General features: G+C 59.9%; 11 protein-coding genes. 3 read left to right on the top strand and 8 right to left on the bottom strand.

Going from position 1 to position 11,623, the window contains the following annotated elements; translation table 11 throughout:
- Positions 1-54: 54 nt before the first annotated feature.
- Positions 55-693, bottom strand: a complete 639-nt coding sequence (locus tag AB5758_RS09060) for a DedA family protein (protein ID WP_138113555.1) — start codon at positions 691-693, stop codon at positions 55-57.
- 223 nt (positions 694-916) lie between these two features.
- Here AB5758_RS09060 and cysE point away from each other — a divergent pair, with 223 nt between their 5' ends.
- The gene (gene cysE, locus AB5758_RS09055) at positions 917-1,621 is read left to right on the top strand and encodes a serine O-acetyltransferase (RefSeq protein ID WP_138375362.1); all 705 of its coding nucleotides are present in this window, start codon (positions 917-919) and stop codon (positions 1,619-1,621) included.
- Positions 1,622-1,731: 110 nt separating this feature from the next.
- Here cysE and AB5758_RS09050 read toward each other — a convergent pair whose 3' ends face one another.
- The 4 genes from AB5758_RS09050 to AB5758_RS09035 form a co-directional block, all read right to left on the bottom strand.
- Positions 1,732-3,732 (bottom strand): ABC transporter ATP-binding protein, encoded by a 2,001-nt coding sequence (locus AB5758_RS09050; protein ID WP_204986360.1) that lies wholly within the window; start codon positions 3,730-3,732, stop codon positions 1,732-1,734.
- 1 nt (position 3,733) lies between these two features.
- Complete coding sequence (locus tag AB5758_RS09045; RefSeq protein WP_229030484.1) at positions 3,734-5,458, bottom strand: ABC transporter ATP-binding protein; 1,725 nt, start codon at positions 5,456-5,458, stop codon at positions 3,734-3,736.
- Positions 5,458-5,958 (bottom strand): MarR family winged helix-turn-helix transcriptional regulator, encoded by a 501-nt coding sequence (locus AB5758_RS09040; protein WP_022094370.1) that lies wholly within the window; start codon positions 5,956-5,958, stop codon positions 5,458-5,460. Before AB5758_RS09040 ends, AB5758_RS09045 begins: the two co-directional genes overlap by 1 nt.
- A 181-nt stretch (positions 5,959-6,139) precedes the next feature.
- The gene (locus AB5758_RS09035; RefSeq protein ID WP_006235631.1) at positions 6,140-6,430 is read right to left on the bottom strand and encodes a hypothetical protein; all 291 of its coding nucleotides are present in this window, start codon (positions 6,428-6,430) and stop codon (positions 6,140-6,142) included.
- Positions 6,431-6,724: 294 nt separating this feature from the next.
- On the opposite strand from AB5758_RS09035, the gene AB5758_RS09030 reads away from it, so the two are divergent.
- Positions 6,725-7,246 carry a nitroreductase family protein gene (locus AB5758_RS09030; RefSeq protein ID WP_138375058.1) on the top strand — a complete coding sequence of 174 codons (522 nt, stop codon included), beginning with the start codon at positions 6,725-6,727 and terminating at the stop codon, positions 7,244-7,246.
- 228 nt (positions 7,247-7,474) lie between these two features.
- Here the strand turns inward: AB5758_RS09030 and AB5758_RS09025 are convergent, their stop codons facing one another.
- From AB5758_RS09025 to AB5758_RS09015, 3 genes are all read right to left on the bottom strand, one after another.
- On the bottom strand, positions 7,475-7,981 hold the full coding sequence (locus AB5758_RS09025; protein ID WP_368141759.1) for a hypothetical protein: 507 nt from the start codon (positions 7,979-7,981) through the stop codon (positions 7,475-7,477).
- Positions 7,982-8,134: 153 nt separating this feature from the next.
- A complete protein-coding gene (locus tag AB5758_RS09020; RefSeq protein ID WP_368141758.1) occupies positions 8,135-9,352 on the bottom strand; it encodes a helix-turn-helix domain-containing protein in 1,218 nt (405 codons plus the stop codon).
- 266 nt (positions 9,353-9,618) lie between these two features.
- Positions 9,619-10,653, bottom strand: coding sequence for a YeiH family protein (locus AB5758_RS09015; protein ID WP_368141756.1), 1,035 nt, complete (start codon positions 10,651-10,653; stop codon positions 9,619-9,621).
- A 163-nt stretch (positions 10,654-10,816) separates the two neighbouring features.
- On the opposite strand from AB5758_RS09015, the gene AB5758_RS09010 reads away from it, so the two are divergent.
- Complete coding sequence (locus AB5758_RS09010; RefSeq protein ID WP_117629844.1) at positions 10,817-11,548, top strand: GntR family transcriptional regulator; 732 nt, start codon at positions 10,817-10,819, stop codon at positions 11,546-11,548.
- Positions 11,549-11,623: the final 75 nt, after the last annotated feature.

Genomic DNA, 11,623 nt, shown 5'->3' with positions numbered 1-11,623 from the left:
AAGCGGTGACGGGCCTCAACTGTACGGTCTGCGCGCTGGCTCGAGCTAGGCGTTCTATTTACCCAGCTTGGCCTTAACCAGACCGACCACGGTCGGGATGATCGACACGGCAACGATGCCGATAATCAGCAGCTCAAAGTGCTCTTGCACAAAGGGAATGCCGCCAAAGAAGTAGCCCAGCAGCGTAAAGACCGTCGACCAGGTAATGCCGCCCAGCACGTTAAAGACGACAAAGTTGCGCCAGTGCATGCCGCCCATGCCAGCGATAAAGGGCACAAAGGTGCGGATAAACGGGAAGAAGCGACCCAGGAAGATGGCCAGATGACCCCACTTGTCCAAGAAGTCCTCGGACTTTTTGATGCGCTCGGGCGTCATGGCCTTGACCTTGCCCGAAGCGATGATCTTGCGGCCAAAGAAGTGACCGATCATAAAGTTGCACTGATCGCCCAAAATGGCAGCGGCCCATGCGGTGGCCAGAAGCGCCACGATGTTAAAGCCGCCGTTGTGGGCAAAGAAACCCGAGGCGAACAGCAGCGAATCACCGGGAAGGAACGGGAAGAACACCACGCCCGTCTCGATAAAGATGATCAGGAACACGCAGCCGTAGGCCATAAGCGGGCCGGCGGCGATCCAGCTGGCGATCGCGGTGCGCGGGTCCTTAAGCAGCTCGGCAATAAAATTGATGAAACCCATGAAGTAAAACCTCTCAGTTGTGGGCGCGGATACGTCCAAGTTGACCAGTATACGGTTGCGGTGCCCCCTCGTGCGCAACCCCACAAAAGCATGACTCCATTACCAGCAAGTTTGCATAACTGACACTTGTAGCGCAAAGCCGCCAAGATTGTCCTTTTTAATCCCTAGCGAATCGCTATACTTTATTGAATCGCATTGCCATGGCGCTAAGGGAGGGCGGCCGGTGAGCTTTATCAATACCATTCGCGAGGACATCAAGACCGTCCAGGCGCAGGACCCCGCCGCGCAAAACGGTCTGGTCATCTTTCTTTCCTATCCTGGCCTGCACGCCAAGTGGAACCACGTGCCCGAGCACTGGCTGTGGGAGCACGGTCATCGCTCGCTCGCCCGCGTGCTCTCGCAAATCACCCGCCACATCACCGGCGTCGAGATTCACCCTGCCGCGCAGATTGGCAAGCACTTCTTTATCGACCACGCCATGGGCGTCGTCATCGGCGAGACCACCATTGTGGGCGACAACTGTGTGCTCTACCAGGGCGTCACGCTCGGCGGCACCGGCAACGAGACCGGCAAGCGTCACCCCACCCTGGGCAACAATGTCACGGTGGGCACGGGCGCCAAGGTGCTCGGCAACATCTGCATCGGCAACAACGTCAAGATCGGCGGCAACTCGGTCGTCGTTAAGGACGTCCCCGACAACTGCACCGTCGTGGGCGTGCCGGGACGCATCATCAAGCGCAACGGCTGCCGTGTGTTCGAGGAGAGTTTCGACGCCAAGCAGCATCGCGAGTACATGCCCGATGACGCCGCCGAGCAGTCCGCCCTCAACCGCCAGGGCATCACCGAGAATGCCCGCCGCGTCAAGGAACTCGAGCGAGAGGTGGCCGAGCTCAAGGCCCTCGTCGCCAAGCTCGTGGACGAACGCTAGGAACGCAAGCGGCACAAAACGACATCGGCATCAACGCAAAGGCGCGCCAGGGAATTCATCCCCGGCGCGCCTTATTTGTGATGTGGCAAAGAGACTGTCCCTTTGTCACATTATGCGAACTGGCTCAGATAGAGGTCGGCGTAGGCACCCTCGGCAGCCAGCAGCTCCTTATGCGTGCCCTGCTCGATAATGTTGCCGTGATCCATGACCAAGATCAGGTCGGCGTCCACGATCGTCGACAGGCGGTGCGCGATCACAAAGCTCGTGCGCCCGCGCATGAGCGCGTCCATGGCACGACCGATGGCAAGCTCGGTACGCGTATCCACGCTTGAGGTCGCCTCGTCCAGGATGAGAATCGCCGGGTTATTGAGCAGCACGCGTGCGATGGTCAGCAGCTGACGCTGGCCCTGGCTGATGCTTTCGGCATCGTTGGCCACGCGCGTGTCATAGCCCTGCGGCATGGTGCGCACAAAGAAGTCGACCTGCGCGGCGCGCGCAGCCGCCACGATCTCCTCACGCGTCGCCTCGGGACAGCCGTAGGCGATGTTTTCGGCAATCGTGCCATCGAACAGCCAGGCGTCCTGCAGCACCATGCCAAACTGCTGCCGTAGCTCGCCGCGGTCCATGCGGCTCGTATCCACGCCGTCGAGCGTAATACGCCCGCCGTCAATCTCGTAGAAGCGCATGAGCAGGTTGATGAGCGTCGTCTTGCCCGCGCCCGTGGTTCCCACCACGGCAATCTTCTGGCCCGGCTCGGCGGTAAACGACACGTCGTGCATAAGCGGCTTGTCGGGCGAATAACCAAAGCGCACGTGCTCAAAGGAGACGCGACCCTCAACGCGACCCGGCAGCTTGGCGGCCTCGTCCGGCAGCGGATCGGCCTCCATCTCGGGCTCATCGAGCAGGTCGAACACGCGCTCCGCACTCGCCAACGCGCTCTGCAGCGAGTTGAAGGTAAACGACAGCTGCGTCATGGGTTCGGACGCCTCGTAGATAAACTGGAAGAACGCCTGGAACACGCCGACGGTCATGTGACCGGCAACCAGCATGCTGCAGCCCACCAGCGCGATCACGATCTGCGCCAAACGGCCGATAAAGCGCACCGCAGGGCCGACGGCATTGATCATAAAGTCGGCCTTGGCACTCACGCGTGCCAGCTCGCCCGAGGCCTGGTGCACCTCGGCAGAACTTTGGCGTTCGCGGTTAAACGCGCGGATCACCAGACGGCCCGAATAGCCTTCCTCGACCGCACTCGTAATCTTGGACACCCACTCCTGGCGCTCGCCCGTCACATCGTGTGTGCGGCGCGAGACGACCTTCGTCACCAGCAGCGACAGTGCCGTAAAGAACAGAAAGACGAGCGTAAGCTGCACGCTGAACACGAACATCACGCTCACAGCACCAACAACCGTGCCGATCGACACGAGCAGCTGCAGCAATCCGCGCTGCATGCTCTCGGACATCTTGTCCAGGTCGTTGGTCGCGCGGCTGACGACCTCGCCGGGACGATGCGCGTCAAAATAGGCGAGCGGCAGACGGTTGAGCTTTTGCGCGATGCGGTTGCGCAGGCGCAGATTGAGACGCTCAGCGACGCTCGACATCAAAAAGCTCTGGAGCGCATAGAACGAGGCAGCGGCAGTCCAGATCATAAAGTAGACGAAAATGGTCTTGCCGCAGTTCTCCCAGGTGATGCTGAAAGTGGTGTCGTTGGCAAACGCCACCTGAATGTGGCCCCACAGCTCATCGATCACGCGGGCGCTATATGCCGGCGCGGCGGTGTTAAAGATGACATAGAACACAATGCTCGCGAACACGATATAGAAGCGCCAATGGTCGCCGGCAGCCTCACTCCACAGGCGGCGCACCGTCGCCCAGGTATCCCGAGGCGTCTCGTCCTCGTCTTCGTCGTCCACGTCGCGCATACGCTCTGCCTCGGCGCGGGCGCGCTCGTCCTCGGCACGTTCGTTTTCCTCGTAGAGCGCTTGGCGGCGAGCCTCGCGCTCCGCCGCCTTGGCGGCTTCGTCCAGGTCGGGCGCGACGCCCGTCTCCTCGACTGTCTCTACAACCGCAGCGCCATCGACGATGCCCTGCTTCTTGAGCTCCTCGGTCATGCTACTCACCTCCCTTCATCTGCGATTCCGCGATTGCGCGGTACACCTCGCAGGTTTCCATGAGCTCGTCGTGCGTGCCTAGGCCCACGATCTCGCCGTCTTTGAGCACCACGATCTGATCGGCATGCAAAATAGTCGAGATGCGCTGGGCGATGATGAGCACCGCGGCATCGCACGTCTCGTCCTGCAGCGCATGGCGCAGTGCCGCATCGGTCTTAAAGTCCAGGGCCGAAAAACTGTCGTCGAAGATATATAGATCGGCATGCTTCATGAGTGCGCGGGCAATCGCCAGGCGCTGGCGCTGACCACCCGAGAAGTTCGTGCCGCCCTGGGCCACCGGCGTATCGAGCCCTTGGGGCTGGTCGAGCACAAAGGTGCTCTGGGCAACCTCCAGCGCATGGAGCATGTCAGCCTCAGTCGCGTCTTCGTTGCCAAAGCGCAGGTTGCTCGCCACCGTACCCGAGAACAGCCATGCCTTCTGCGGCACATAGGCGATACGCCCGCGGATGTCGTCTTGCGAAAGGTCGCGCAGATCGATGCCATTCAGGCGAATGGCGCCCTTCGTGGCATCGTGGAAGCGAAGCAAGAGCTTGGCCACCGTCGACTTGCCCGAACCCGTCGAGCCTACAATCGCCGTGGTCTGGCTACGGCGACAGGCAAAGCTCAGGTCGCACAGGGTATCCTCGTCGGCATCGTCAAAACGGAACGACATGTGGTCGAACACGGCCACCGCGTCGGCACCGTCAACAGACTCCGCCGCGCACGTGTCCAGCGTGCGCTTGCCGTCCACGATGCTCGGCTCAATCTCCAACACCTGCTGCGCACGGTTCAGGCATGCGGCGGCGCGTGGGAGCGTCAGAATCACCATCTGCGCCGTCATCACAAAGAACAGGATCAGGATCGCGTACTCCAGCACGGCCGAGATGCTACCGATTTGCATGGCGTGGACGCCCACGCGGTCGCCGCCCACCCACAGCACCGCCACCTCGGCGATATTCATCAAAAAGAAGCTGGAGCTGTCGAGACCCACAAACAGGTGGTTGACCTTGATGGCATTGGCCGCGTAATCGCTAAACACCTCGTCCAGGCGCTGCTCCTCGTGGCGCTCCTTGTTAAATGCGCGGATGACGCGCACGCCCACGATGTTCTCGCGCAGCACCACGTTCATGCGGTCGATAAAGCTCTGCAGGCGCATAAAGATCGGCGCGGCGTTGGCAACGGTAAAGACCGCCGCCACCAGCACGATCGCAACCACCACGCCCAGCAGCGTACCCATGGCGGGATCGATGAACCAAGCAAAAATGATGCCTGCCACGGCCAAGAACGGCACCGGCAGCACCAGCTGAATCGTCTGAAGGACAGCTTGCTGAATCACGTTGATGTCGTTGAGCGAGCGCGTGATCATCGAACCCGTGCCAAAGCGCTCAAAGTCGCTGGCGGACAGCTCGAGCGACTTGTCGTACACGGCATTGCGGATATCGCAGGCCACGTTGGCGGCCAGGCGCGCCGAAAGATAGCAGCCCAGCACCGTGCCGCCGCTGGCCATGCCGGTCGCGATAAGCATGTACAGGCCGTTGCGTAATATATAGTCGACATCACCCGTGGTAATACCGGTGTTGACCATGTTCGCCAGCATCGTGGGAACCAACAGCGTACCGACGTTATCTATCAGCACCGCAAACAGCGTCACCGCAATCAGACCGCGGTACGGCCTCATAAACCTCATTAAGAGTCGCATGCGTCCCCCTCGCCCTTATCGTCAGTCTCGTTCTCGGCGGCCACTTGCCGTTTAAATGCCTCGCACTCTTCGTTAAGAACATGGGAGAACTTACCGACCAAGCGCATGATCTCGCACTGTTCCCACGGCTCGAGCGCCTCGAATGCCTGTTGCTCGGCTTTTTGCGCCGGCAACGCGTAGCGCTTGGCAAACCGCACGCCTTCTTCGGTCAGTCGTACAACCTTGTTTTTACGACTGCCCTCGGCAAACTCCAACGTCGCAAGCCCTCGCGCCCTAAGCGTTTTAATCGCCGAATTGATGGTCTGTTTGCTGTAGAACCATTCACTCGTCAGCCGACTCACGGCAACGCTTCCGCCCGCTGCACTCGTGTCGACGAGCATCCAGTAGGCGCAGTCCGAAAGGCCGCAGGCGCGCGAGAACTCCGAATAGATATGGTCGAGTCCATTGAGCAACCGATCGAAGTCGACCAGCGTAACCGCACTATTCATCTATCCCACCATTCAATTGTCCGATTTTTGACCAATTATGTGTCTCTAGATTAGTCCGAGTTTTGACTATCGTCAACAGGCTCTCCGCAAATGCGTGCATTTTTATGGCCTATCGGCAGAAAAAGACCGCCGGCGCGGGGGCGGCGCCAGCGGTCACGTGAAAATCGGGTTTTATTGCCTGTTAAGCGGCGACGGCCTCATAGACCGTAGCGCCCGAGAAGCTGTCATGCAGGCTCTTGCCGGCAATCCACGGCAGCTCGACGACCTCGCAGACCGTGTTGACCAACTCAGAACAGTCAGTAAAGTGGCCCTTGTCGTTGAGGGCCTCGCAATCCTGAACACGCCAATAGCCATCGGTGTGCGTGATGTAGTACTCGTGATCGTTGATCGACACGAAAGCGCGCGTCTTGGAACGCAGCAGCTTCAGAAATCCTTCGAAATCGGTCTCGACGACATCTCCAGCCTGGAACATGATGTTACCTCCTGGCCCGGCGCCACCACGGCGCATTGATAAACGTTGGTACTCCTTTAGTAAAACCCTTATCAGAGGTTATGCGTTCGTCATTTAGGCAAGTGGTAAAAAACCGCAGGGTAGACGGGATAAAACGTTTAACCATCCCATTTGTTTGTCACATTCTGAAGGTACTTTTATGCAAACCTACTTTCCCAATTGGAATCTATCCTTTTGGCCGGGCAATTGACCGTCTATCGTTTGAGCCCGACGGGTATGAACGGGGCATCTGCAACGCCACCGCAAGGAGACACCATGGAGACTATCGAAGCACTCATTCACCGCCGCAGCTGCCGCAACTACAGCGATCGTCCCGTCGAGGCCGAAAAGCTTGCACGTATTATCGAAGCCGGCCAATATGCACCGAGCGGCATGGGCCGCCAGCCGGTGACGTTTGTCGCCGTCACCGACCCCGCGACCGTCGAGCGTCTCTCGCAGCTCAACGCGCAAGTCATGGGCAGCAACAGCGACCCCTTCTATGGCGCCAAGACCGTTGTGGTGGTGCTGGTTGACCGCAGCGTGCCCACACATCTGGAAGACGGCTCGCTCGCCATGGGCAACCTGCTCAACGCTGCCTATGCGCTGGGCGTTGATTCGTGCTGGATTCATCGCGCCCACGAGGTTTTCGATTCGCCCGAGGGCCTGGAGCTACTGGCCAGTTGGGGTCTACCCGCCGACGGCAGCCTGCGCGGTGTCGGTCACTGCATTCTGGGCTATGCCGAGGACACGCTGCCCGAGCCCAAACCCCGCCGCGACAACGTGGTCTACGTAAGGTAATTAGTTCCGCCATTCTACCGAACGGCGGGCTCGTTGACGCTGCGCGGGCCGCATTCACGCCAATCTGACGTTCAATTTCGAGGGCGCGACCAGAAGGTCAGCGCCCTCTCATTTCACGTCACCTTGGCGCAAATGCGGCTCGCTCGCTTTTGGCGACTGACATCGAATGAGCCACTGTCTTGGGCAGCTAAAAAAGCCCCGTCCCAAATTAGCTGCCCCACTCGCAACTTATCCCGCCGATGGAGTTATTGCCGTTTCGCTCGTCTGATTCGCATCGACGTCGTCGCCTTGCTTGTCTTCGTCCTTTTGCACATCGGCGATGGTGGAGGCCGCCGCAACGATACCGCGCTGGGGCGCGACGCTCGTCTGGGCCTGAGCGCCCTCGACAACTTCTGTACCTACATGCGCGAGCTCGGGCGATTTAAACATTGCGTCCAAGTTGGCGCCACCGCCGGCGTAGCCAAGCGCAGCGAGTGCGATGACGATCACCGCAACGACGGCCACGATCGGCACATAACGATGCCAACCAGCAGGATTGAGCCCACTGCGGCGAGCCGCCCCGCGGCTGATGTAACCAAGCGTGCCGTCGTGCTTGAGCTTTGAGCCCACCACGCGTTTGCGGCCCCACAGCGACGACTCGGCCTGCATGGCCAAGCGAGCGCTTGCCGAAGGATAACCGTATTTAGTGCGCTTGAACGAGCCATCAAACCCCGAGGCGTGTTTGCCCCACGTCACCGATGTTGTGCGCCGGTTAACCGGCGCGGCACTCCGCCTTCTGCGGCTCGGTTTTGAAGTCTCAGCCATTTGCCCTCGCACGCCGTAACCAAATCGAAACAATAACGCTTTGGACTGTAGCACACGCATCGCGCGCGGTCACGGGTGCCTCGCTCAACGGTCATCGTCCTTCAGCAAGCGCCACAGCGTTGTACGGCTTATGCCCAGCACCTCCGCCGCACGGGTTCGGTTGCCGTGGAGATGGTCTACAACCAGATGCGCGATATCTCGCTCGGTATCGGCCAGCGGTCGCAGGATATACAGGTCGCTTTCGAGCGTCGGGGCGCCAAAAGTTGCGGTCTTAATCACGTCCTCTTGGGCGAGCACTTCCTCCGCCACAGCGCGGTCCACCGTGCCCGCCCCCACCAATATATACAGTCGTTCCGAGACCTCGCGGAGCTGCAGATAATTGCGCGGCCAGCGGTAAGCATCGAGCGTCTTCGTCGCCGCGGCAGACAGCGTGGGCGCCGCCGTCCCAAATGCGTCAGCGAGATATTCCAAATAGCGCGCGACCTTCGTCGACGCGGCTCCCTGCTCGGCGATTGCTGGCGCCACGCTCACCGCACAGGCGAAACGCTCGGTCACAAAGGCGGCTTGATCACTTTCGCTGCCGCCCGGCATGTCATTCGCCGTCAGCACCACATGACAGCGCGTCGCCAACGCGGTGTCGGCCATCGTGGAAACGAGCTCGCGGAGGCGCTGGGGACCAACCGCATTCCAGCCCTCAATGCAAAGGGTCAGCCCCGTTTGGAACAACGGCGATTCGGCGCTTTTGAGCACGTGGCGCCAACCGCGCTCGGTGAGCTCATCGAGCGCGACGGAAACAAAGGGTTGATCGGCAAAAGGACCGTCCAGATAGAGGCGCTTGGCGATCTCGACCTGACCTGCTCCCAGCTCGCCCTCGAGCATAAGGGGCACACCGCGCGCGTAGCTCTCGGCAACCGGTGCAGCTACCGCAGCGGCACCCTCAACGATGCCGTACGCGCTCGATTCGTAACGGGCCTCAACTTCGTCGGCGTTGAGCCACTCGATGCCCGCATGCGCCGCGGCGCCGCGCACCTCGCGGACCACGACGACCCAAAGGCCCCCGCCCTCTTTGTCGGTGGGGCGAACGGTCAGGCTCAGGCGCGTACCCGCACGCCCCATAACCAGACGCGCGCCGTCTCCTATACGGTCGAGGCGCTCAGCGACAAAAGCCGCCACATCCCGCTCAAGCGCCGCGTCATTCATGGTCGAGATCGCGATGTCCCCGCGCGCATCGATTGCCAATGCCAAGGCCCCGGCAGCAGCCAGGGCCTCGGTCAAGATGTTCAGCTTGGCATCGCTATCCATGATTTGCCCCTGTCCGCGGCGACGTGCAACCGCCGATGGTCGCACGACCGAGTGTTTCAGAATTGAACGATATTGCTCACCAAACACTATAGGGCAGAAAGCGCCGTCCTGCGAGTATAGGTGTTGCCCCGCATCGCCATCCTGGCGGGGCGATAAGAGCTCTTCGGGACTTATAAACCTGCGGACAAGCCATACCCGCAAGAGCTCCTATCGCTCCACCGTGAGAATGCGCTCACCAGCACGCAGCACGCAAACAAGCTACTTCTCTACCAGATTCCCAGTACGTGTTGCATTCCCAAACTCATGCACGCAATGCCAATCCAGCAGCAAAAGCCCAGCGCGATGGGCTTGCCGCCTTTTTTGACCAGCTCGACGATATCGGTATTAAAACCAATAGCCGCCATGGCCATCACAATAAAGAACTTCGACAGCTCCTTGATGGGCGCCGTAAAGGACGCGGGAAGCTGAAGCACCGTGGTGATCACGCTCGCCAGCACAAAGAACAGCACGAACATGGGAAACGCGCGTTTAAGCGAGAACGTGCTCTTAGCGTCGCCGCCGGCCTTGCGTGCCAGATGCATCTGCCAGCATGCGAGGACCAACGTGATGGGAATAATGGCCAGCGTCCTGGTGAGCTTGACCACCGTGGCGCTCTCGAGCACATTGGCGCCGGGATGTATGCTGTCCCAGGCGCTCGCCGCAGCCGTTACCGACGAGGTGTCGTTGATGGCGGTACCGGCAAACAGGCCGAAGCCCTCATTGGTCAGCCCGAGCATGCCGCCGAGCGTCGGAAACACGAGCGCCGCGATAACGTTAAACAGGAAGATGACCGAGATGGCCTGGGCAATCTCGCGATCGTCGGCATCGATGACGGGTGCGGTCGCGGCGATGGCAGAACCGCCGCAAATCGACGAACCCACACCCACAAGCGTCGCGATCTTGCCCGGCACGTTCATAACGTGGCAGAGCACAAAGGCGATGACAAGCGAGGTCGAGATTGTCGCCACGATAATCGGCAGCGACTGGGCGCCCTTGGACAGAATCTGGGAGAGGTTCATGCCAAAGCCAAGCAGGATAACCGCGTACTGCAAGACTTTTTTGGACGTATAGGTGACGCCGGCGGCGAGCTGTTCGCGATGATTCTTGGGAAAGACGAGCGCCAAGACCATGCCAAAGAGGATGGCAAATACCGGACCGCCGACCACCTCAATTTGTTTGCCGAGCAACGTCGCGGGAATGGCGATGATCAGGCAGAACAAGACGCCTTTCCAGCGCTCGCGTACGATATTTGCCAGTTGCATATGGGATTCCTTCTTTCTATTTCACGTTTGCGACGGCTTATGATACGGCAACATTGAGCGCAGCCTTGTGCAAACACAGACTAAGATGCCGCAATAGTTCTCAGGCAACAGCCGAATTACCCACCGCGGAGAGCTGATTCGCGGCATAATTAACAACTGACATATGAGTTTGATAGAACAGTTGCGAGGCGCTATGGAAGAATCGATGCACGTCGGCGAGCAGGAAACGAGCCTACAGGACCAGTCCTACCACACCATTCGACGCAAAATCGTCTACCTGGACTACAAGCCGGGCGAAAAGCTGGGCGTCAAGCAGCTTTGCGATGACCTGGACATGGGTCGCACCCCTGTGCGCGAGGCTTTGGTTCGTTTGGCGCAGGAAGGCCTGGTGCGCACCGTGCCCCAGAGCGGTACCTACGTCTCACCCATCAACCTCACCCTTGCCGAGAGTGCCTGCTACATTCGCGAGCATCTGGAAAAGCAGGTGATCGTGGAGTGCTGTGCGCGCGCCACGTCGGCCGGCATCGAGCAGCTCGACCGCGCCATCGCGCTGCAGGAAAAGGCCATGGCCGAAGAGGATCGCATCGGCTTCTTTTTGAGCGACAACCTCATGCATCACATGATTTTTAGCATCGCATGTCGCAGCACCGTGTGGTCGTGGCTCGAAGAGACCAATGCCGACCTGGAGCGCTTCCGCTGGCTGCGCGCCGCCACGCAGGTTCTCGACAATCAGGACATCGTGAACGAGCACAAGCAGATTCGCCGCGCTATCGCCGGTCGCGACCCCATCGAAGCGAGCTTTTTGGTCAGCAAGCACCTGCACATGATGTTCCGCAACCAAACCGAGGTTCTGGATCAGTTCCCCGAGTACTTCGAGACCAGCAAGCTCCGCTAACCTGCCAAAACCACCACAAAGGGGACAGTCACCTTTGTGGTGGTTTCTCCGTACAAAAAGGCCCGGCTCCGTCTG

It is taken from the genome of Collinsella aerofaciens (assembly GCF_040926405.1).
Classification (GTDB): domain Bacteria; phylum Actinomycetota; class Coriobacteriia; order Coriobacteriales; family Coriobacteriaceae; genus Collinsella.
Note: the sequence above shows the minus strand (reverse complement) of the source record. Positions and strands in the feature narration are given on the sequence as shown.